The sequence below is a fragment of the Bradyrhizobium sp. 137 genome, assembly GCF_023074095.1.
Classification (GTDB): domain Bacteria; phylum Pseudomonadota; class Alphaproteobacteria; order Rhizobiales; family Xanthobacteraceae; genus Bradyrhizobium.
The window spans coordinates 305,572-326,719 of sequence record NZ_JADPKU010000067.1 but is presented as its reverse complement, the minus strand read 5'-3'; the positions used below and the strand labels follow the sequence as shown (position 1 = coordinate 326,719).

Annotated in this window: 18 protein-coding genes and 1 other RNA gene; 11 read left to right on the top strand and 8 right to left on the bottom strand. The window is 65.4% G+C overall.

The window, feature by feature from the left end; translation table 11 throughout:
- Positions 1–99 precede the first annotated feature (99 nt).
- The 5 genes from IVA78_RS22640 to IVA78_RS22620 form a co-directional block, all read right to left on the bottom strand.
- Positions 100–924 carry a TIGR00282 family metallophosphoesterase gene (locus IVA78_RS22640; protein WP_247417969.1) on the bottom strand — a complete coding sequence of 275 codons (825 nt, stop codon included), beginning with the start codon at positions 922–924 and terminating at the stop codon, positions 100–102.
- Positions 902–1,498 carry a 5-formyltetrahydrofolate cyclo-ligase gene (locus tag IVA78_RS22635; RefSeq protein WP_247468048.1) on the bottom strand — a complete coding sequence of 199 codons (597 nt, stop codon included), beginning with the start codon at positions 1,496–1,498 and terminating at the stop codon, positions 902–904. The genes IVA78_RS22640 and IVA78_RS22635 overlap by 23 nt, the downstream gene beginning before the upstream one ends.
- Positions 1,499–1,702: 204 nt before the next feature.
- Positions 1,703–1,863: non-coding RNA, 6S RNA (ssrS, locus tag IVA78_RS22630), on the bottom strand.
- Positions 1,864–2,119: 256 nt separating this feature from the next.
- Entirely contained in the window at positions 2,120–2,503 is a 384-nt protein-coding gene (locus tag IVA78_RS22625; RefSeq protein ID WP_247468047.1) for a cell division protein ZapA, read from the bottom strand.
- On the bottom strand, positions 2,500–2,790 hold the full coding sequence (locus IVA78_RS22620; RefSeq protein WP_008546526.1) for a DUF4164 domain-containing protein: 291 nt from the start codon (positions 2,788–2,790) through the stop codon (positions 2,500–2,502). The genes IVA78_RS22625 and IVA78_RS22620 overlap by 4 nt, the downstream gene beginning before the upstream one ends.
- 405 nt (positions 2,791–3,195) lie before the next feature.
- Between IVA78_RS22620 and tkt the strand changes: the two genes are divergently transcribed.
- From tkt to IVA78_RS22580, 8 genes are all read left to right on the top strand, one after another.
- Positions 3,196–5,181 (top strand): transketolase, encoded by a 1,986-nt coding sequence (gene tkt, locus IVA78_RS22615; protein WP_247468044.1) that lies wholly within the window; start codon positions 3,196–3,198, stop codon positions 5,179–5,181.
- A gap of 149 nt (positions 5,182–5,330) precedes the next feature.
- Positions 5,331–6,338 (top strand): type I glyceraldehyde-3-phosphate dehydrogenase, encoded by a 1,008-nt coding sequence (gap, locus tag IVA78_RS22610; protein WP_247468041.1) that lies wholly within the window; start codon positions 5,331–5,333, stop codon positions 6,336–6,338.
- A 152-nt stretch (positions 6,339–6,490) separates the two neighbouring features.
- The gene (locus IVA78_RS22605; protein WP_247468038.1) at positions 6,491–7,687 is read left to right on the top strand and encodes a phosphoglycerate kinase; all 1,197 of its coding nucleotides are present in this window, start codon (positions 6,491–6,493) and stop codon (positions 7,685–7,687) included.
- Positions 7,688–7,744: 57 nt separating this feature from the next.
- Positions 7,745–8,812 carry a class II fructose-bisphosphate aldolase gene (gene fba, locus IVA78_RS22600; RefSeq protein WP_247468035.1) on the top strand — a complete coding sequence of 356 codons (1,068 nt, stop codon included), beginning with the start codon at positions 7,745–7,747 and terminating at the stop codon, positions 8,810–8,812.
- A 233-nt stretch (positions 8,813–9,045) separates the two neighbouring features.
- The gene (locus IVA78_RS22595) at positions 9,046–10,071 is read left to right on the top strand and encodes a class I fructose-bisphosphate aldolase (protein WP_247468032.1); all 1,026 of its coding nucleotides are present in this window, start codon (positions 9,046–9,048) and stop codon (positions 10,069–10,071) included.
- Positions 10,072–10,074: 3 nt separating this feature from the next.
- A complete protein-coding gene (locus IVA78_RS22590) occupies positions 10,075–10,749 on the top strand; it encodes a thiamine phosphate synthase (protein WP_247468029.1) in 675 nt (224 codons plus the stop codon).
- An 8-nt stretch (positions 10,750–10,757) separates the two neighbouring features.
- Positions 10,758–11,840, top strand: a complete 1,083-nt coding sequence (locus tag IVA78_RS22585; RefSeq protein WP_247468026.1) for a tetratricopeptide repeat protein — start codon at positions 10,758–10,760, stop codon at positions 11,838–11,840.
- An 84-nt stretch (positions 11,841–11,924) separates the two neighbouring features.
- Positions 11,925–12,716 carry an inositol monophosphatase family protein gene (locus IVA78_RS22580; protein ID WP_247468022.1) on the top strand — a complete coding sequence of 264 codons (792 nt, stop codon included), beginning with the start codon at positions 11,925–11,927 and terminating at the stop codon, positions 12,714–12,716.
- A 71-nt stretch (positions 12,717–12,787) separates the two neighbouring features.
- Here IVA78_RS22580 and IVA78_RS22575 read toward each other — a convergent pair whose 3' ends face one another.
- From IVA78_RS22575 to IVA78_RS22565, 3 genes are all read right to left on the bottom strand, one after another.
- The gene (locus tag IVA78_RS22575) at positions 12,788–15,943 is read right to left on the bottom strand and encodes a multidrug efflux RND transporter permease subunit (protein WP_247468020.1); all 3,156 of its coding nucleotides are present in this window, start codon (positions 15,941–15,943) and stop codon (positions 12,788–12,790) included.
- A 6-nt stretch (positions 15,944–15,949) separates the two neighbouring features.
- Complete coding sequence (locus tag IVA78_RS22570) at positions 15,950–17,143, bottom strand: efflux RND transporter periplasmic adaptor subunit (protein ID WP_247278087.1); 1,194 nt, start codon at positions 17,141–17,143, stop codon at positions 15,950–15,952.
- Between the two features lie 231 nt (positions 17,144–17,374).
- Positions 17,375–18,403, bottom strand: coding sequence for a cyclopropane-fatty-acyl-phospholipid synthase family protein (locus tag IVA78_RS22565; protein WP_247468018.1), 1,029 nt, complete (start codon positions 18,401–18,403; stop codon positions 17,375–17,377).
- 167 nt (positions 18,404–18,570) lie between these two features.
- Here IVA78_RS22565 and IVA78_RS22560 point away from each other — a divergent pair, with 167 nt between their 5' ends.
- From IVA78_RS22560 to IVA78_RS22550, 3 genes are read left to right on the top strand one after another with little or no spacing between them, the layout of a single operon-like run.
- Entirely contained in the window at positions 18,571–19,587 is a 1,017-nt protein-coding gene (locus IVA78_RS22560; protein ID WP_247468015.1) for a flagellar motor protein MotA, read from the top strand.
- Between the two features lie 23 nt (positions 19,588–19,610).
- A complete protein-coding gene (locus IVA78_RS22555; protein ID WP_247468010.1) occupies positions 19,611–20,639 on the top strand; it encodes a peptidoglycan -binding protein in 1,029 nt (342 codons plus the stop codon).
- Complete coding sequence (locus IVA78_RS22550; RefSeq protein ID WP_247468007.1) at positions 20,639–21,085, top strand: GNAT family N-acetyltransferase; 447 nt, start codon at positions 20,639–20,641, stop codon at positions 21,083–21,085. Before IVA78_RS22555 ends, IVA78_RS22550 begins: the two co-directional genes overlap by 1 nt.
- Positions 21,086–21,148 lie beyond the last annotated feature (63 nt).

Genomic DNA, 21,148 nt, shown 5'->3' with positions numbered 1-21,148 from the left:
ATGGTCAGCCCTCCAAGAGCCGACCACCCATGAATCATTGAAAAATCGATTCGGGAATCCTAAAAATTCAGAGGAATCCGACAATCTGCCAAAGTAGTGCTAGCTCAACCAGAACTTCGGCGTCGTCGGCTCCAGCCTGCCTCCTAGCCGCACCGGCGCGATCCGCAGCGCGAGCCCCGTTGCATCATCGGTCTCCACTGCTACGCCGCTGAGCGTCGCCATTCCAGCGGCGGGCTCGAAGCGGCCCGACGGAATCCCCGAGGTGAACCGGCGCAGCGGCTCTTCCTTCTGCATGCCGATGATCGAATCGTAATCCCCGGTCATGCCGGCATCGGTCATGTAGGCGGTGCCGCCTGACAGGATCTGATGGTCGGCGGTCGGCACATGCGTATGCGTGCCGACGACGAGGCTGGCGCGGCCGTCGCAGAAGAAGCCGATGCCCTGCTTCTCGCTGCTCGCCTCGCAATGGAAGTCAACGATGATGGCATCGGCCGCGACGCCGAGCGGGCAGGCGCCGAGCTCGCGCTCCAGCGCCGCGAACGGATCGTCGAACGGGGTCATGAAGACGCGCCCCAAAGCGTTGACGACGAGCGCATGCTTGCCGTTCTTGGCCTCGACCAGCGCGGCGCCGCGGCCCGGCGTGCCGCGCGGATAGTTCGCCGGCCGCACCAGGCGCTCGGCGCGCTCGATGAAAACCAAGGCTTCACGCTGGTCCCAGGAGTGATTGCCGAGCGTTACCGCGTCGGCGCCGGCATCGAGGAATTCCTGGTAGATCGCTTCCGTGATGCCGAAGCCGCCGGCGGCATTCTCGCCGTTGACGACGACCAAGTCGAGCGACCAGTCCTTGACCATGCCAGGCAGATGATCAGCAATCGCCGTGCGTCCGGCGCGGCCAACGACGTCACCCACGAAGAGAATGCGCAACTTCAGAACTCCGGAAATCGAACACGTCCGATTCCGTTAGCACATAATCCAGCGCGACGTCGTGCGATAGTGCAGGAACCGCCTCGATCTCCTGCGCCGCAAAGGCAAGCCCGATCCCGACGATATTCTTGGCTTTCCGCAAATGCGCGAAGGTGAAATCGTAATGCCCCGCACCATAGCCGATGCGATGGCCAAGACGGTCGAAGGCGGCGAGCGGCGTCAGCATGATGTCGGGGATGACTTCGCTGGCGGCCGGCGACGGCTCGGGAATGCCGAGCGGGCCGAGCATGAGGCGGTCGCTCGGATGAAAGAGACGGAAGATCAACGACTGGCCGCGCGCGGTGACGCAAGGCAGCGCCAGCTTCGCGCCTTGCTCGGCGAGCTCTCGCATCAGCGGCATCGGATCGATCTCGCTGCGGATCGGCGAATAGCCGGAGACGATGCTGCCGGGCAGCAGCTTGAACGGCAGTCCGCGCTCGGCGAGCTTCGCGGCGGCGATGGTGCGCTTCTTCTCGCTCAGCGCGTCGCGCTTGCCGAGCGCTTTGGCGCGGAGTTCGGCTTTGGAGCTGGACATGCGCGTTTTCCCCCGAGGGCGAAGTCTTGCTCCGCCGTCATCGCCCGCGCAGGCGGGCGATCCAGTATTCCAGAGACGCCAGTGCTTGAACCTCAACGCTGCGGCGTACTGGATGCCCCGCCTGCGCGGGGCATGACACCGAGATTGACTGAACCGCAAGCGTGTCGGGACGCAATTCGACAAACACAAACCGGAAGCAAACAGTGCGAAGCCGCGGACGCCGTTGAAGCACTCGATCCCGGAGTTCCCTACGAAAGTAGGTGGGCACCATATGTCCGGGCCCACGGGCCCGGCCAGGGACAGTTCCCTAAAGGATCGATAAGGCCCCGGGGATATATGGCTCCTGACGCACGTCGCAGCCTCGCTTGCGCAATGTAACAACGATATTGACGAACCGCCAGCCCGGCGAGAGTGCGGAGCTTCGGTGCAGCCACGGCGGAAGTGCGCTCCCTCCCCCGCTTGCGGGGGAGGGTTGGGGAGAGGGTATCTCCACAGGCGAGACCCCCAAGAGGTGAGAGCCCTCACCCGCGCCTTCGGCGCGACCTCTCCCGCAAGCGGGAGAGGTTGAGCCCGCCGCCACATCGAGAACGACAGCTCAGCGCGTCTCGTCTATCGCGGCCCCTAACCGATTGCGATGCCGTTGCCGACCGTCCGGTTCAGGACCTGGGTCGACTTCTCGATGCGTTCGGCGGCGGCGTTCAGCGCATTCACCACCGCGGTCTGCGTCATCCGGGCGCGCTCGACGGCGGCGTTGCGGAAATCCCTGAGCTCGATCAGCTCCTGCTCCATGGTGCGGATCCGATTGCCGGCGTCGACCAGCTCGTCGCACACGGTCAGCGCTGCCATCACCGTGAGGCGCGCATCGCCGATCTCGCCGAACTTTCCGCGCAAGGACTGGATGCGGGTCTCCAGGCCTTCGGCGAGCTTCAGCAGCCGCACCTCCTGGCCCTCCTCGCAAGCCATGCGGTATTGCCGGCCATTGATGGTGACATTGATGTGGCTCATCCGTCCTCTCCGGTATCGAGCACCGAACGTATCGTGACAATCGCGGAATCCAGCCGGTCGGAGATCTCGCGATTGGTGCGCTCGAGCTTGCGCGCCTTCACCAGCGCACCATCGAGCTCGTCGGCGAGCCGCGAGCGGTCCGCGCCGAGCGCCTGGATTCGCGCCGCGAGCTCGTTCTCGTCGCGATCGGCATCGCGCCGCCGCTCCACCGCGCTTTCGAGTGCGTCGAGCGCCGCCGTGAGCCTGCGGGTCGCGATCTCGATCTCGACGGCGGATGATTCCGTCATGGCAGAGCTGTTGGATACGCGATCGTTCATGCAGTCAGCGGCGGAACCTACCGGCCTTTGCCCAGTGGCCTTGTTACTGGGGCTCGCCGTCCGGCAAAAGACTCGGTTCGGCAAGCGGTTAGAAGCAGAAATTTACGTGGCAAGCTAGCCAAGCGCAACGCCGCCGCGAAACTATGCACCGATAGATCGGGAGAAGGTCGTGCTGATCCGTCAGTTCTCCTGGGCCCGATCCCGGCGGAAATCCGATTTCCACACAGGCAACTTTTGCGGCCAAACCGGCGTTTGATTGCCTTGGACTCCCGGAACCGAGGTGCTATCCCAGCCCCGACCTTCAGTGGCCGCCAGGCTCCTTCCCGCGCGGGCGTACATCGCCTCCAAGCGCTTCATTTCAGACGGATTTCAGACATGACGCAGGTCGATCACACCCGTATGGCCAACGCGATCCGCGGCCTCTCGATGGACGCCGTCGAGAAGGCCAAATCGGGCCATCCGGGCCTGCCGATGGGCGCTGCCGACATCGCCACCGTGCTGTTCACCCAGTTCCTGAAATTTGACGCCTCCGCGCCGGCCTGGCCGGATCGCGACCGCTTCGTGCTCTCGGCCGGTCACGGCTCGATGCTGCTCTATTCGCTGCTGTACCTAACCGGCAATTCCGAGATGACGCTGGACCAGATCAAGCAGTTCCGCCAGGTCGATTCGCTCACCCCAGGACACCCCGAGAATTTCCGCACCAGGGGTATCGAGACCACCACCGGCCCGCTCGGCCAGGGCATCTCCACCGCGGTCGGCATGGCGCTCGCCGAGAAGATGCTGGCAGCCGAGTTCGGCAAGAAGATCGTCGACCACCACACCTACGTGCTCGCCTCCGACGGCGACCTGATGGAGGGCGTGTCGCAGGAAGCGATTGCGATGGCCGGGCACTGGAAGCTCAACAAGCTGATCGTGCTCTACGACGACAACGGCATCTCGATCGACGGCCCGACCACACTCTCCGATTCCGTCGACCAGGTGAAGCGCTTCAAGTCGGCGGGCTGGGCGGCCGAGAAGATCGACGGCCAGGACCAGGCCGCGATCACTGAGGCGATCACGCGCGCCAAGAAATCGAACAAGCCGACGCTGATCGCCTGCCGCACCACCATTGGCTTCGGCGCGCCGCACAAAGCCGGCACGTCGAAAGTGCATGGCGAGGCGCTCGGCGCCGACGAGCTCAAGGCCGCCAAGGAAAATCTCGGCATCTCGCTCGAGCCATTCGCGGTCGCCGAGGACGTGCTGAAGGCGTGGCGTGACGCCGGCCGTCGCGGCGCAGCAGCGCGCCAGGAATGGGAAGCACGGCTCGGTGAGCTCGGCAGCCGCAAGCGCGCCGAGTTCGAGCGCCGCCTGCGCCATGAGCGTCCGGCCTCGCTGGCAAAGGCGCTGCGGGCGCACAAGAAGGAGCTGTTGGAAAAACCGCTGACGGCGGCGACCCGCAAATCGTCGGAGGCGGCGATCGAGGCGATCGCGGCCGCGATGCCGATGGAATTTTTGGCGGGCTCCGCCGACCTCACCGGCTCCAACAACAACAAGGCCAAGTCGGCGACCGCCTTCTCCGCCAAGACGCCGAAGGGCCGCTTCATCCATTACGGCATTCGCGAGCACGGCATGGCCGCCGCGATGAACGGCATCTTCCTGCACGGCGGCTTCGCGCCGAACGGCGCGACCTTCCTGGTGTTCACCGACTACGCACGTCCCGCGATGCGCCTTGCCGCGCTGATGGGCGCCGGCGTCGTCTATGTGATGACGCACGATTCCATCGGCCTCGGCGAAGACGGTCCGACTCATCAACCGGTCGAGCATCTCGCCGCATTGCGCGCCATTCCCAACATGCGCGTGTTCCGTCCTTGCGATTCCATCGAGGTCGCCGAGTGCTGGGAGCTCGCGCTCAACCGCGTCGACGGCCCGACCGTGCTGGCGCTGACGCGCCAGAACCTGCCGCAGCTCCGTACCAGCGCACCGAACGACAATCCCTGCGCGGCCGGCGCCTATGAGCTGGTCGCAGCTCAGGGCGAAGCCAAGGTGACGCTGTTCGCCTCCGGCTCAGAGGTGGAGATCGCGGTCGCCGCCCAGAAGCAGCTCGCCGAACGCGGCATCGCGTCACGGGTGGTCTCTGTTCCTGCACTCGAGCTGTTGTTAGCGCAACCAGAGGCCAAACGCGCCGCGATCATCGGGAACGCGCCGGTCAAGATTGCGATCGAGGCCGCCGTGCGCTGGGGCTGGGACGCCGTGATCGGCCAGGACGGCGAATTCATCGGCATGCATTCCTTCGGCGAAAGCGGACCTGCCAAGGAGCTCTACAAGCATTTCGGCATCACCACCGAGGCCGCGGTTAACGCTGTGCTGAAGCGCGTTTCCTGAGAGTTGAGCTTGCCGCAAAAAAGGACTACCTAATCTCCCATATGATCAAGCACCGCCCGGCCGAACCGGGCGCCCGCCCCTAAAAAACCCTCGCAGGCGCACGAAAGCGCGTTGTGCGGGATGACAACGGTCATTGAAGGAGACGAAACATGGCAGTCCGCGTCGGAATTAACGGTTTTGGCCGCATTGGCCGCAACGTCCTGCGGGCTATCGCGGAGTCAGGCCGCAAGGACATCGAGGTGGTCGGCATCAACGACCTCGGCCCGGTCGAGACCAACGCCCATCTGCTCCGTTTCGATAGCGTCCATGGCCGTTTCCCCGGCACCGTCACCGTCGACGGTGACTCGATCAACCTGGGCAACGGCAAGATCAAGGTGACCGCCGAGCGCGATCCCTCGAAGCTGCCGTGGAGGGATCTCGGCGTCGATGTCGCGCTGGAATGCACCGGCATCTTCACCTCGAAGGACAAGGCGTCTGCGCATTTGACCGCCGGCGCCAAGCGCGTGCTGGTCTCCGCGCCCGCCGACGGCGCCGATGCCACCATCGTCTACGGCGTCAACCACGACACGCTGACCAGGGATCACCTGGTCGTCTCCAACGGCTCCTGCACCACGAACTGCCTCGCGCCGGTCGCCAAGGTGCTGAACGATCTCGTCGGCATCGAGACCGGCTTCATGACCACGATCCACGCCTATACCGGCGACCAACCGACGCTGGACACGCTGCACAAGGATCTCTACCGCGGCCGCGCCGCCGCGATGTCGATGATCCCGACCTCGACCGGCGCCGCCAAGGCGATCGGCCTCGTGCTGCCCGAGCTGAAGGGCAAGCTCGACGGCGTCGCGATCCGCGTGCCGACCCCGAACGTCTCGGTCGTCGACCTCAAGATCGTCGCCAAGCGCGCCACCGACGCCAAGGAGGTCAACGCGGCGATGAAGCGCGCCTCCGAGCAGCAGCTCAAGGGCATCCTCGGCTACACCACCGCGCCGAACGTCTCGATCGACTTCAATCATGACCCGCACTCCTCGACCTTCCACGAGGACCAGACCAAGGTGCAGAACGGCACGCTGGTGCGCGTGATGTCCTGGTACGACAACGAGTGGGGCTTCTCGAACCGCATGGCGGACACCGCCGTCGCGATCGCGAAGGTGATCTAAGGCCGCTCTCGTGTCCCGGACGCGATGCAGCGTGAAATGCTGCTTCGCAGATCCGGGACCCATTCAACCGCGGGACTCGCCGCAACGTGCGGTCCCGGTTCTGCACAGCGGCACTACGCGCCGCTAGTAGCGCCCGGGACAAGGGGCCTCCAATGACGAAATCATTCCGCACCCTCGACGACGTCGACGTGAAGGGCAAACGCGTATTGCTGCGCGTCGATCTGAACGTACCCATGGAGAATGGGCGCGTCAGCGACGCAACGCGGCTCGAGCGCGTCGCCCCGACCATCAGCGAGATCTCCGACAAAGGCGGCAAGGTCATCCTGCTCGCGCATTTCGGCCGGCCGAAGGGCCGCGATCCCAAGGAATCGCTCAAGCCGGTTGCCGAAGCCCTGTCCAAGGTCGTGAAGAAGCCCGTTGCCTTTGCCGACGACTGCATCGGCGAGCCGGCGGCCAAGGCCGTCGCCAGCTTGAAGGACGGCGACATTCTCTGCCTGGAAAACACCCGCTTCCATAAAGAAGAGGAAAAGAACGATTCCGCCTTCGTCGCAGAACTGGCAAAGCTCGGCGACGTCTGGGTCAATGACGCGTTCTCGGCGGCGCACCGCGCCCACGCCTCGACCGAAGGCCTCGGCCACAAGCTGCCGGCCTATGCCGGCCGCACCATGCAGGCCGAGCTCGACGCGCTAGAGAAGGCGCTGGGCTCGCCGACCAAGCCGGTCATAGCGATCATCGGCGGCGCGAAAGTTTCGACCAAGATCGACCTGCTCGAAAACCTCGTCACCAAGGTCGATGCGCTCGTGATTGGCGGCGGCATGGCCAACACCTTCCTGCACGCCCAGGGCGTCGCGGTCGGCAAGTCGCTGGCCGAGAAGGATCTCGCCGCCACTGCGCTGCGCATCATGGAGAAGGCGGAAGCCGCCAATTGCGCCATCATTCTCCCCGTGGACGCCACCGTGGCTTACCATTTCGCCGCCAACGCGCCATCGCATGCCTATGGGCTCGATGCGATCCCTGCCGACGGCATGATCCTCGACGTCGGCCCGCAATCCATCGTGCGCGTTCACGCCGCGATCGACGATGCGGCGACGCTGGTCTGGAACGGACCGCTCGGCGCCTTCGAGATGCAGCCGTTCGACCGCGGCACGGTCGCGGCCGCCAGGCACGCCGCCGAACGCACCAAGGCGAAGAAGCTGATCTCGATCGCGGGCGGCGGCGACACCGTTGCCGCGCTCAACCAGGCCGGCGTCGCCGGCAGTTTCACCTATGTCTCGACCGCCGGTGGCGCGTTCCTTGAATGGATGGAAGGCAAGCCCCTGCCAGGCGTCGAGGTGCTGCGCATCAAGTAAGCTTTAAGTCGGCAAACATTGAGTGGCCTTGCAGGCCCAAACCGGAGAAAAAGACAGATGGCTCGGATCACGTTACGTCAACTGCTCGACCATGCGGCGGAAAACGATTACGGCGTACCGGCCTTCAACATCAACAACATGGAGCAGGCGCTGGCGATCATGGACGCGGCCAACCAGGTCGACGCGCCCGTCATTATCCAGGCCTCGCGCGGCGCGCGCTCCTACGCCAACGACGTCATGCTCAAGCACATGATGGACGCGGTGACCGAGATCTATCCGCACATTCCGGTCTGCGTGCATCTCGACCACGGCAACGAGCCGGCGACCTGCATGACCGCGATCCAGGCCGGCTTCACCTCGGTGATGATGGACGGCTCGCTCAAGGCCGACGGCAAGACCCCCGGCGACTGGGCCTACAATGTCGGCGTCACCAAGACCGTGACCGACATGGCCCATCTCGGCGGCATCTCGGTCGAAGGCGAACTCGGCGTGCTCGGCTCGCTCGAGACAGGCATGGGCGACAAGGAGGACGGCCACGGCGCCGAAGGCAAGCTCAGCCACGACCAGCTCCTGACCAATCCGGACGAGGCCGTGAAGTTCGTGAAGGAGACCAAGGTCGACGCGCTCGCGATCGCGATGGGCACCTCCCACGGCGCCTACAAGTTCACCCGCAAGCCGGACGGCGACATCCTCGCCATGAACGTGATCGAGGAGATCCACCGCAAGCTGCCGAATACGCATCTCGTGATGCACGGCTCCTCATCGGTGCCGCAGGACCTCCAGGACATCATCAACGCCTATGGCGGCACGATGAAGCCGACCTGGGGCGTGCCGGTGGCCGAGATCCAGCGCGGCATCAAGAACGGCGTGCGCAAGATCAACATCGACACCGACAACCGCATGGCGATGACCGGCCAGATCCGGAAAGTGCTCAAGGACAATCCGGAGGAGTTCGATCCGCGCAAGTACCTGAAGCCGGCAATGGAGGCGATGACCAAGCTGTGCAAGCAGCGCCTCCAGGAGTTCAATACCGCCGGCCAGGCCTCGAAGATCAAGAAGGTGCTGACCACCGCCGAGATGGCCAAGCGCTACGCCAAGGGCGAGCTCGATCCCCGCGTCGCATAGCGATCGCGCTGGCGTAACGCCCTTAGGCATACCTCCCGTCATTCCGGGACACGCGAAGCGTGGGCCCGGAATCCATAACCACAGCCGGGGGTTATGGATTCCGGGCCTGCGCTTTTCGGCCATCCCGGAATGACAGAAGGCCCTTCACCCTGCGACGAACGTTAACTCGGCAATTGCCCGAGAACGGTCTATTTTCACGGGCAAGGGCAGAATCGTTTTGGGAGGACCTCTCGATGAATCTGACTGAGCTCAACAGGATTGCGACCGCCATGGTCGCGCCCGGCAAGGGCATCCTTGCCGCCGACGAATCCTCCGGCACCATCAAGAAGCGTTTTGACGCAATCGGCGTGGAATCCACGGAAACCAACCGCCGCGACTATCGCGAGATGCTGTTTCGCTCCAAGGAGGCCATGAGCCAGTACATCTCCGGCGTGATCCTCTATGACGAGACGATCTGGCAGGACGCCAAGGATGGCACGCCGCTGATCAGGCTGATCGAGGAGACCGGCGCTATCCCCGGCATCAAGGTCGACGAAGGTACGCAAGCCTTGCCGATGTGCCCGGGCGAGCTCGTTACCGTCGGCCTCGATAAGCTCGCCGAGCGCCTGAAGAAATATTACGAGCGCGGCGCGCGCTTCGCCAAATGGCGCGCGGTGATCGACATCGGCAGCGGCATTCCCTCGATGACCGCGATCAGCGTCAACGCCCATGCGCTGGCGCGCTATGCCGCGCTGTGCCAGGCCGCGCAGATCGTGCCGATCGTCGAGCCGGAGGTGCTGATGGATGGCGATCACGACATCGATCAGTGCTATGAGGTGACGCAACGCGTGCTCAACACGACATTTCAGGAGTTGCGCGTGCAACGCGTCGCGCTCGAAGGCATGGTGCTGAAACCGAACATGGCGATCTCAGGCAAGAAGTGCGCGAAGCAGGCTTCCGTCGAGGAAGTCGCGGAGAAGACAGTGCGGCTGCTGAAGGCCTGCGTGCCGGCGGCGGTGCCGGGCATCGCCTTCCTCTCCGGCGGCCAGTCCGACGAGGAGGCGACCGCGCATCTCAACGCCATGCACAAGCTCGGCCCGCTGCCCTGGAGCCTGACCTTCTCCTACGGCCGCGCACTTCAGGCCGCGCCGCAGAAGGCCTGGTCCGGCAAGGCCGAGAACGTCGCGGCCGGACAACGTGCCTTCAGCCACCGCGCGCGGATGAACGGCCTTGCGTCTAAGGGCGAATGGCAAAGCAGCCTGGAACGGAAGGCAGCCTAGATCTTGTCGAACAAGCCGCCTCCGCCGCGCCCGGCGCCGCGTCTCTATCTCGCGACGCCTGTTGTCGATGATCCGGCATTGCTCGTCGCCGAGCTGCCTGCCCTGCTCGCCTCTGCCGATGTCGCCGCCGTGCTGCTGCGGCTGAAGGAGACTGACCAGCGCACCATGATCTCGCGCATCAAGGCCTTGGCGCCGCCGGTGCAGAAGGCAGGGGCCGCGTTGCTGATCGACGGCCATGCCGAGCTGGTCGCGCGCGGCGGCGCCGATGGTGCGCACCTTACCGGCCTTGCCGCGCTGGAAGAGGCGGCGCCCTCGCTCAAACCGGATCGCATCGCCGGCGTCGGCGGGCTTGCCACGCGCCACGATTCCATGAGCGCGGGCGAGATGGGCGCCGATTACGTGCTGTTCGGCGAGCCTGACGCCAAGGGGCAGCGCCCGTCGTCACAGGCGATCGCCGAGCGGCTGGACTGGTGGGCCGAGCTGTTCGAGCCGCCTTGCGTCGGCTTTGCCACCTCGCTGGAAGAGGCTTACGACTTCGCCGCCAGCGGCGCCGATTTCGTGCTGGCCGGCGAGTTCATCTGGGCCGATCCGCGCGGGCCCAAGGCCGCGTTAATCGAGGCCGATGCTGCCATCAAGAAGGCCCATGCGACGGCGCCGGCTCGCCAGGAGCACGGCTAGCACCGGACATGAAGCTCCCGCGCATCACCATTTTGGCCACGCTGCTGCTCACAGGGCCTGCGGCGGCGCAGCTCCAGATCACCCCGCCGGCCACAACGCCGAGCGCGGCACCTGAGAAACCGAAGCCGAAGCCGCACGCGCTCACCAACAAGAAGGAGGCTGCACCGGCGCCGAAGCCTTCAGCCTCCCCGAAACCGGCCCCCTCCTCCAAGCCGGCCCCGGCCGCGACCGTGATCCCCGCGCCGCCGACCGACAATTCCAATGTCGATCTGGTGTTCGGCGCCTACCAGCGCGGGCAGTACAAGACGGCGTTCGAGCTCGCCACCGCCCGCGCGCAAGGAGGCGATCCCAAGGCGATGACCATGCTCGGCGAGCTCTATTCCAACGCCATGGGCATCCGCCGCGACTACGCCAAGGCGCAGGAATGGTACAAGCGCGCTGCGGACGCCGGCGACCGCGAGGCGATGTTCGCGCTCGCCATGCTGCGCATCTCCGGCCGCGGCGGCCCGGTCGACAAGGCCGAAGCGGTCAAGCTGATGGCGTCCGCCGCCAAGCTCGGCGAGCCGAAGGCGGCCTATAACCTCGCTTTGCTGTATCTCGACGGCCAGACGCTACCGCAGGACGTCAAGCGGTCCGCCGAGCTGCTGCGCCAAGCCGCCGATGCCGGCCTTCCCGAGGCGCAATACGCGCTCGCGACCTTCTACAAGGAAGGCACCGGTGTGCCGAAGGACCCCGAACGGGCCGTGCGGCTGCTCCAAGCCGCTTCGCTCGCCGACAATGTCGATGCCGAAGTCGAATATGCCATCGCCATGTTCAACGGCACCGGCACGCCGCAGAACCAGCCGGCGGCTGTCGCGTTGCTCCGCAAGGCATCCCGCCAGGGCAGCGCGATCGCGCAGAACCGGCTGGCCTGGGTGCTGATCAACGGCATGGGCACGTCCGTGGACAAGATCGAAGGCTTCAAATGGCACCTGGTGGCCAAGACCGCCGGCAAGGGTGACCCGGAGCTCGACAAGCAATTGTCCGATCTGCCGGCCGAAGACCGGGCCAAGGCCGAGGCCGCGGCCAAGAAATGGCTTGGGACCAAATGACTTGACCTTGGCGCCCTCGCAGGGCACCCCATCCCTTAACAGGCGCGATTTCGCGCCATTTCCTCCCGATCAAGACCAGAGCTCATGCTGTACTCCGCAACGATCAATGTCATGGTGAAGGCTGCGCGTCGCGCCGGCCGCAGCCTCAAGCGCGATCTCGGCGAGATCGAGCATCTTCAGGTCTCGCTGAAGGGCCCGGCGAATTTCGTCTCGCTCGCTGACAAGCGGGCCGAGGAGATCCTCTACCAGGACCTCGCCAAGGCGCGGCCCGGCTACGGTTTCATCGGCGAAGAGGGCGGCACTCGCGAAGGCAGCGACAAGAGCCATACCTGGATCGTCGATCCCTTGGACGGCACCACCAACTTCCTGCACGGCATCCCGCAATTCGCGATCTCGATCGGCCTTGCACGCGAGGGCACGGTCATCGCGGGCGTGATCTACAACCCCGCTAACGACGAGCTCTACATCGCCGAGCGCGGCAAGGGCGCCTTCCTCAATGACCAGCGGCTGCGCGTGGCCGGCCGCCGCCAGCTCAACGAATGCGTGGTGGCCTGCGGCCTGCCCCATCTCGGCCGCGGCGACCACGAGGAATTCCGCCGCGAGATGACCGCGATCCAGGACCGCGTCGCTGGCCTGCGCCGCTTCGGCGCCGCCTCGCTCGACCTCGCCTTCGTCGCCGCCGGCCGTCTCGACGGCTATTGGGAACGGAATCTGTCACCCTGGGACATCGCGGCCGGCCAGATCATGGTGCGGGAAGCCGGCGGCACGGTGAGCGATATCGACACGCCCGGCGATGCGCTGGTGACCGGACATGTCGTGTGCGGGAACGAGTTCGTGCACGGGGAGCTTGTGAAGATCTTGCGGAAGTCGGCGTAAGGTGCCGCCACAGCGACGCTGCGCTCCCTCGCCCCGCAACCGGGCGAGGTAAGGGATGTGACGCGACCTGCTTAGTGTCGAACCGGCGCCGGCGGCCCGTAGGCCTCGCCTTCCTTCGCCGCCACCGGCTCCCGATCCCCGCCCAACACGCGCTGCACCGAGACGAAGAACACCGGCACCATCAAGAGCGCCAGGATCACCACCGCGATCATGCCGCCCATCACGACGGAGCCGAGCGCTTGCTGGCTGGCGCCGCCGGCGCCGTGGGCGATCGCCATCGGCAGCACGCCGCAGATGAAGGCGAGGCCGGTCATCAGGATCGGGCGGAAGCGCAGGCGGCAAGCCTCGATGGTGGCCTCCACCAGCGGCTTGCCCTCCTTGCGCAGATCTTTCGCGAACTCGATGATCAGGATCGCGTCCTTTGCGGCAAGGCCAATGATGGTGATCAGGCCGACGGTGAAGTAGACGTCGTTGGGCAAGCTCCGCAGCGTCGCTGCGACGACCGCGCCGACGATGCCCAGCGGCACGGTGAGCAGCACCGCGAGCGGAATGGTCCAGCTTTCATAGAGTGCGGCAAGGCACAGGAACACCACGAACACCGACAGCGCCAGCAGGAACGGCGCCTGCGAGCCCGAGAGCTTCTCCTGGAGTGACTGCCCCGTCCATTCATAACCAAAGCCGCGCGGCAACCTGCCTGCGAGCCGCTCCATCTCGGCGATCGCATCGCCCGAGGTGAAGCCGGGTTTCGCCTCGCCGGAGATGCGCACAGCCGGGTAGTAGTTGAAGCCGGCGATCTGCGTCGGCCCCCGCGCCCATTCCACCGTGGCGAACGAGGAGAACGGCACCAGCTGGCCGCGGCTGTTCTTGACGTTGTAGTTGAGGATGTCCTCGGTCCGCATGCGGTCGCGGGCGTCGGCCTGCACCACGACGCGCTGCATGCGGCCGCGGTTCGGGAAGTCGTTGATGTAGTTCGAGCCGAGATTGGTCGAGATCGTGTTGTTGATGTCCTCGAAGGTGACGCCGAAGGCGCCGGCCTTCTCGCGGTCGATCACGAGATTGACCACGCCGGCCTCGGGCAGGCCTTCGATATAGACCTTCTGCAGCACGGGGCTCGCATTGGCTTCGGCGATCAGTTGATCCGCGGCGCGCATCAATTGCTGATAGCCCTTCTGGCCGCGGTCCTGGAGACGGAACGAGAAGCCCGAGGAATTGCCGAGATTGTCGATCGGCGGCGGCTGGAGCGCTGAGATCTTTGCATCGCGAACGGAAGACGACAGGTCGCGGTTGATGTCGTTGACGATCGCGGCGGCGGAGTCCTTTGGCCCGCGTTCCGACCAGTCCTTCAAGGTGATGAACGCCTGCGCGGTGTTCATGCCCTGGCCGGAGAAGCTGAAGCCAGTGAGGAAGGTGACGTTGTCGACGCCCGGCCGCTGTGCCAGATATTTTTCCACCTTTTCGATCACGGCTTCGGTGCGCGCGTAGGACGAATCCGACGGCGTCTGCACGTCGGTGGTGACGAAGCCCTGATCGTCGACGGGCAGGAAGCCGCCGGGCAGGTTGATGAAGGCCCAGGACAAGCCGACCAGCAGCGCGGCGTAGACCAGCATCAGGCGGCCGGTCCGCTTCAGCGAGAATCCGACGGTTCGGGAATAGCGCTCCTTGCCGCCTTCGAGCATGCGGTTGAACCAGCCGAACACGCCCCTCTTCGCGTGACCGTGGCCGGCCTCGACGGGCTTGAGCAGGGTCGCGCACAGCGCCGGCGTCAGCGACAGCGCCAGGAAGGCGGAGAAGCCGATCGCTGCGACCATGGTCACCGAGAACTGGCGATAGATGATGCCGACCGAGCCCGGGAAGAATGCCATCGGCACGAACACCGCCATCAACACCAACGTGATGCCGATGATGGCGCCGGTGATCTGCGACATGGCTTTCCGCGTCGCTTCCTTCGGCGGCAGGCCTTCCTCGGCCATGATGCGTTCGACGTTCTCGACCACGACGATGGCGTCGTCGACGAGGATGCCGACCGCGAGCACCATGCCGAACATCGAAAGCATGTTGATGGAGTAGCCGGCAAGCAGCAGCGTGGAGCAGGCCCCGAGCAACGCCACCGGCACCACGATGGTCGGAATGATGGTGTAGCGGATGTTCTGGAGAAACAAGAACATCACCACGAAGACCAGCACCACGGCCTCGACCAGCGTCGACAGCACCTTCTTGATCGAGGCTTCGACCACCGGCGTGATGTTGTAGGGAATCTCGTAGGTGATGTTCGCCGGAAAGAAGCGCGACAGCTCCTTCATCTTCGCTTCGACCGCGCTCGCGGTTGCCAGTGCGTTGCCGGTCGGCGACATCAGCACCGACAGGCCGGCGGTCGGCTTGCCGTCGAGGCGCGTGTTGAACTGGTAGCTGAGGCCGCCGACCTCGATACGTGCGACGTCGCGCAGGCGCACGGTCGACCCGTCGGCATTGGCGCGCAGGATGATGGCGCCGAACTCGTCCGGGGACGAGAGCTGGCCCTTGACCAGCACCAGCGCGGAGGTGCGCTGGCTCGACGTCGACGGCTCCGCGCCGATGCTGCCCGAGGCGACCTGCGCGTTCTGCGCGCCGATGGCCTTGTTGACGTCGTCGGCGGTCAGCCCATAACCGACGAGCTTGGCCGGATCGACCCAGACGCGCAAGCTGCGCTCGGTCGAGTAGAGCGTGGCGCGGCCGACGCCGGGAATGCGGCGGATCTCACCGAGCACGTTGCGGATCATGAAGTCGCCGAGGCCGACCTCATCGAGGCTGCCGTCGGTCGAGTTCAGCGTGATGATCTGAAGCACCGCGCTGGAGGCTTCCTCGATCAAGATGCCCTGCTGCATCACGGCGCGCGGCAGGCGCGCCTCGACGCGCTTGATGCGGTTCTGCACCTCGACCGAGGCCGCGCTGGTATCGGTGCCCGGCTGGAAATTGGCGATAATCTCGACCTGGCCGAGCGAGTCGCTGGTCGATTCGAAGTTGAGGATGTTGGCCGCGCCGTTGAGCTCCTCCTCGATCAGTCGCGTGACGCTGTTGTAGAGGTTCTCCGGGGAGGCGCCGGGATAGCTGGTCGAAACCGAGATCGAGGGCGGCGCGATGATCGGATATTGCGCGATCGGCAGCAGCGGAACCGCAATCGCACCGATCAAGCAGATGAATAGCGCAACCACCCAGGCGAAAATCGGCCTGTCGATGACGAAACTCGGCATGGCGCGTTACCGCGTGAGCTTCTGGGCGTGCCGGTTATCCGCAGTCGCGTCCGCCTCCGACCAGGATTGCGGTTTGACCTTGTCGCCGGCCGCGAATTTCTGGAAGCCTTCGACCACGACCTTGTCTCCGGCCTTCAGGCCTTCGGTGACGAACCAGAGTCCGTCCTGCACCGAGCCGGTGCGCACCGCCTGCACCGCGATGTGGTTGTCATCCTTGACGACGAAGACCTCGCTGCCGCCGCCGCCATTGCGCTGGATCGCCTGCTGCGGCACCGCGATCGCGTCGCTATCAAGACCCTGATCGATGCGAACGCGGACATACATGCCCGGCAGGAGCTCGCGCTTGGGATTGGGGAACTCGCCGCGCAGCGTCACCTGGCCGGTATGGGCATCGACCTTGGCGTCGGAAAACAGCAGCTTGCCGTCGAGCGAATAGATGGTGTTGTCATCGAGCACGAGGCGCACCTTGGCGGCGTCGGCCGCAATACGCTCGAGATCGCCGCTTTCGAAGGCGCGCCGGAGCTGGTTGAGCTCGGTCACCGACTGGGTGAAATCGGCATAAATCGGATCGAGCTGCTGGATGCTGGCGAGATTGGTCTCGTTCTGGACCACGAGCGCGCCCTCGCTAACCAGCGCCGCACCGACGACGCCGTCGATCGGCGCGCGCACGGTGGCGTAATCGAGGTTGAGTTTTGCGCGCGCGAGCTCGGCCTTGCGGCCTTCGACCTCGGCCTGGGCCTGCCGCTCGGCGGCGATTGCCTTTTCGTTCTCGGCCTCTGGCGCGGCGCGATCCTTGGTGAGCGCAGCGACGCGGCGTGCCTGCTGGTGCGCTTGCATCGCAGCAGCCTCGGCCTTGGCGACCGCGGCCTCGTTGGCCATCACCTCAACCTCGAACGGGCGCGGATCGATGCGGTAGAGCGGATCGCCCGCCTTCACTTCGCTGCCTTGCCGGAACAGGCGCTCGACCACGATGCCGGAGACGCGCGGCCGCACGTCGGAGACGCGGGTCGGCGCGATGCGGCCCGGCAGCTCACGCACCACCGCACGGGGCTGCGGCTTGACGACGACGATGCTGACGTCAGGATCGGCCGGCGGGGCGGCGGACACGGCGGAGCTGGACTCCTCGCAGCCCGCCAGCAGCGGCGCTAAGGCCGCGAGCATCATTGCAACGCATGCCGATCGCGCACGAAGTCCTGACATGAAGTGGGGTGCCCCGATGTTGTTGAAACTGATCATGCTCGCGCGAGGCCCGTTCTGGGCCTTTTACACGCGGCTGATGCCGCCAAAATAGAATGCATCTGCTGCGATGCAACGCATGGCGCGGGCGGCTCATTGTCACACAGCGCAGGGTATTGAGTTCAGGCGGTTTTTGCCCTGTCACTTGATTGTGAGTCGGGGTCCACCGCCGCGTGCTGCGACGGAACATCGCAATTACTCGGCGGCCTTCATCCGGTAGTGGCTGACGCCCCACTCGGTTCCATCAGCGTAGCCGAACAGGCCCGACGTCGCGAGGAGAAACCAGCGCCAGCGCCGCATCCGGAGTGCGGTCTCCTCGCCATAGACCTTGCGCAACGCGGCCTCGATGGTGTCGCGATGCGCATCGAAATTGGCGAGCCAGTCATTCGCGGTGTGTTGGTAATGCGTGCCGCTCCAGCACCATTCCTTCTCGATTGCGAAGATGTCGTCGAATTGCCTGACGAGGTGATGGCTCGGCATCAATCCGCCCGTGAAGGCGTGCTGCGCGATCCAATCCTCGCGATTCGCCGGGTTGAACAGATGGGAGCCGGAGCGATGAGTGACCACATGCATGAAGAAGCGTCCGTCGGGCGCGAGCCATGCGCGCAGGCGTGTCATCAGCTTGCGCCAGTTCATCATGTGCTCGAACGTCTCGACCGAGATGATGCGGTCGAACTGCCCCTCGGGCGCGAACACGTTCATGTCGGCGGTCACGACCCGCAGGTTCGACAGCCCGCGCCGCCGCGCCTCATCCTCGACATAAGCGCGCTGCGCCTGCGAGGCCGACACGGCCGTCACCTTCGCGTGCGGAAACTGCCGCGCGATCCACAGCGACAGCGAGCCCCAGCCGCAGCCGAGCTCGAGGATGGTCTGCCCGTCGGCAAGACCGGCATGCTCGACGGTCTGGCGTAGAGCCTCCTCCTCCGCCTCCTGCAAGGAGGTCGCGTCGGTCTTGTAGAAGCAGCAGGAATATTTGCGGTTGGGGCCGAGCACTTGCGCGAAGAACGAAGCAGGCACCTGGTCGTGTCGGCCGCCGGCAGCATCGGCGTCCTCGGCGATCGGCCGCAGCATCATCCGCCCGGCGAAGGCGGCATCGTCGGCCGCCCCCAGCGTGGACAGGCGCGTCGCCGTGCGCGAGCACAGGCGCTGGATCGCGGCACGAATCACGACGTCCGGTAACGGGACACGTTCGGCAGTCCCGATGATCGCGGAAACGACGCTCATGCGGCCCCCGAATGGCGAGCTCTTGCAGACACCTGCCTATCAAAGCGCGGCTTCCGGCCCAGGTTCCCCAAGCTCTCCCCGAAATCGGCGCATCCGGCGCTTTTTTTGGGCTGGCGCTGTGCCATAGTGTGCGCCGCAAGCAAGCTTCGTAACGGATGATATCGGCCATGCCGTCTGGCACTTCCCGCTCCACCATGGATATCGAGTACACAAAACTGTCCTCGCCCAGCGTCTTCCTGGTGCGGATGCTGGTCTTCCTGGTTCTGTGTACGCTGGTCGGCGTCGTGCTCTACAAGCAGATCATCCAAGCTTTCTTCGCCAATCCCGGCCTCAACGCCCTGATCGGGGCGGTGCTGTTCATTGGCATCGTGCTGGCCTTCCGTCAGGTCATCCGGCTCTATCCCGAAGTCTCCTGGGTCAACAATTTCCGCATCGCCGATCCCGGCCTGGCGCCGGCCCGGCACCCGAAACTGCTGGCGCCGATGGCGGCGATCCTCGGCGGCGAGCGCTCGGGGCGGATGACGATCACCCAGACCACGATGCGGCATCTGCTCGATTCGATCGCGACCCGCCTGGACGAAGCCCGGGACATTTCCCGCTACATGACCGGCCTGCTCGTCTTTCTCGGTCTGCTCGGCACCTTCTGGGGCCTGATCGAGACGGTCGGCTCGGTCGGCAAGGTGATCGACGGCCTCAAGGTCGGCGGCGATGCCGGCGCGCTGTTCGACACCTTGAAGGAAGGCCTCGCCGCCCCGCTCGGCGGCATGGGCATCTCGTTCTCCAGTTCGCTGTTCGGCCTCGCCGGCTCGCTGATCCTCGGCTTCCTCGACCTGCAATCGAGCCAGGCGCAGAACCGCTTCTACACCGACCTGGAAGACTGGCTCGCCAGCACCGTGCGCGAATATGGCAATGGCGAAGTGGCGGTCGCTTCCGGCGGCGGTGGCGTCGCCAGCGGCGAGCTCCAGGCCGCGGTCGAGCGGCTGCGCTCCGTGTTCAAGGAAGGCAGCGCCAGCCGCGGCACTACCGCGGCGATGGCGAGCCTTGCGGAAGCGATCCAGGCGCTGGTCTCGCACATGCGCACCGAGCAGCAGATGATCCGCGAATGGGCCGACGGCCAGGGCGAGCAGAACCGCGAGATCCGGCGCCTGCTCGAGCGCCTCGCCCGCCAGCCCGAGAAGAGTTGAGCAGCTAATACGGAAAGGCGATCATGGCTCTTGCCCGCGCCCGCCGCAGCGAAGGCACCTTCAACTACTGGCCCGGATTCGTCGACGCCTTGTCGACCCTGGTGCTGTCGATCGTGTTCCTGCTGTCGGTCTTCCTGGTTGTGCAGTTCTTCCTGTCGCAGGAGGTCACCGGCAAGGACAAGGCGCTGGAGCAGCTCAACGCCAAGATCGCGCAGCTCAACGAGCTCCTGTCGCTGGAGAAGCTCGGCAAGCTCACGCTCGACGACCAGGTCTCGCAACTGAAGGCGGGACTTGCCTCGGCCGAATCCGAGCGCGACCGCATCAAGGGCCTCTATGAGGGGCTCGCCAATGCCGGCAACGACGCGCAAGGCAAGACCGCCGAGCTCGGCAAGGCACTGGACTCGGAGAAAGCGGTCTCGGCGCGGGCGCTGGCGCAGATCGAGGTGCTGAATCAGCAGATCAGCGCGCTCAGGCGGCAATTGGCGGCGCTGGAGGAGGCGCTGGATGCCTCCGAGAAGCGCGACAAGGAATCGCAGAACCGGATCGCTGACCTCGGTTCTCGCTTGAATGTTGCTTTGGCGCAGCGCGTGCAGGAATTGTCGCGGTACCGCTCGGAATTCTTCGGGCGCCTGCGCGCCATCCTCGGCAACCGCCCCGACATCCGGATCGTCGGCGACCGCTTCGTGTTCCAGTCCGAAGTGTTCTTCGATACCGGACAGGCGACCTTGCTGCCCGAAGGCCGCGCCGAGCTCGACACCTTGGCGGCAGCGCTGATCGAGCTCGACAAGAAGATCCCGAGCGAGATCCCCTGGGTGCTGCGCGTCGACGGCCACACCGATGTGCGTCCGGTCAATGGCCCGAACTTCAAGTCGAACTGGGACCTGTCCGCCGCCCGCTCCATTTCGGTGGTGCAGTACCTGGTCTCGCTCGGCGTGCCGGCCCAGCGCCTCGTCGCCGCCGGCTTCGGCGAATTCCAGCCGCTCGATCCCGGTAGTACCGAGGAGGCCTACAAGCGCAACCGCCGCATCGAGTTGAAGCTGACGGAGCGGTAGTGAGCGCCCTCCACCTCCGCCCCTACCGACCCGAGGACGAGGCGGCCACGATCGACCTCTGGCATCGCACCTGGCAGCAGGCCTATCCGCAGATCGATTTCGCGGCGCGGCTGGACTGGTGGCGCGAGCGCTGGCGCAAGGACCTGGTGCCGAACGCCTCTATCGTCGTCGCCGAGCAGGATGGCGCGCTCAGCGGCTTCGTCACCATCGACGATGACGGCTATCTCGACCAGCTCGTGGTCGATCCCGCGCACTGGGGCTCGGATGCAGCCAGGCTGCTGGTGGAAGAAGCCAAGCGGCTGTCGCCCTCAGGCGTTACGCTGCTCGTCAACAAGGACAACGCCCGCGCCATCCGCTTCTACGAGCGCAACGGCTTTGCCCATGCCGGCGACGATCTGAACCCGACCTCGGGCCGGCCGGTGCTGAAGATGGTGTGGCGGGCGTGAGGCCCGTCACGCCGGGATCCCGCGACGTTCGTTAGCCGTTGTAGTCAGAGCAGCGATGACAAG

Excerpts from the sequence above, each read along its gene's own strand:
- IVA78_RS22635 (WP_247468048.1), bottom strand. The coding sequence starts at position 1,498 with ATGTCCAGCTCCAAAGCCGAACTCCGCGCCAAAGCGCTCGGCAAGCGC.
- IVA78_RS22625 (WP_247468047.1), bottom strand. The coding sequence starts at position 2,503 with ATGAGCCACATCAATGTCACCATCAATGGCCGGCAATACCGCATGGCT.
- IVA78_RS22620 (WP_008546526.1), bottom strand. The coding sequence starts at position 2,790 with ATGACGGAATCATCCGCCGTCGAGATCGAGATCGCGACCCGCAGGCTC.
- tkt (WP_247468044.1), top strand. The coding sequence starts at position 3,196 with ATGACGCAGGTCGATCACACCCGTATGGCCAACGCGATCCGCGGCCTC.
- gap (WP_247468041.1), top strand. The coding sequence starts at position 5,331 with ATGGCAGTCCGCGTCGGAATTAACGGTTTTGGCCGCATTGGCCGCAAC.
- IVA78_RS22605 (WP_247468038.1), top strand. The coding sequence starts at position 6,491 with ATGACGAAATCATTCCGCACCCTCGACGACGTCGACGTGAAGGGCAAA.
- fba (WP_247468035.1), top strand. The coding sequence starts at position 7,745 with ATGGCTCGGATCACGTTACGTCAACTGCTCGACCATGCGGCGGAAAAC.
- IVA78_RS22595 (WP_247468032.1), top strand. The coding sequence starts at position 9,046 with ATGAATCTGACTGAGCTCAACAGGATTGCGACCGCCATGGTCGCGCCC.
- IVA78_RS22585 (WP_247468026.1), top strand. The coding sequence starts at position 10,758 with ATGAAGCTCCCGCGCATCACCATTTTGGCCACGCTGCTGCTCACAGGG.
- IVA78_RS22580 (WP_247468022.1), top strand. The coding sequence starts at position 11,925 with ATGCTGTACTCCGCAACGATCAATGTCATGGTGAAGGCTGCGCGTCGC.
- IVA78_RS22575 (WP_247468020.1), bottom strand. The coding sequence starts at position 15,943 with ATGCCGAGTTTCGTCATCGACAGGCCGATTTTCGCCTGGGTGGTTGCG.
- IVA78_RS22570 (WP_247278087.1), bottom strand. The coding sequence starts at position 17,143 with ATGTCAGGACTTCGTGCGCGATCGGCATGCGTTGCAATGATGCTCGCG.
- IVA78_RS22565 (WP_247468018.1), bottom strand. The coding sequence starts at position 18,403 with ATGAGCGTCGTTTCCGCGATCATCGGGACTGCCGAACGTGTCCCGTTA.
- IVA78_RS22560 (WP_247468015.1), top strand. The coding sequence starts at position 18,571 with ATGCCGTCTGGCACTTCCCGCTCCACCATGGATATCGAGTACACAAAA.
- IVA78_RS22555 (WP_247468010.1), top strand. The coding sequence starts at position 19,611 with ATGGCTCTTGCCCGCGCCCGCCGCAGCGAAGGCACCTTCAACTACTGG.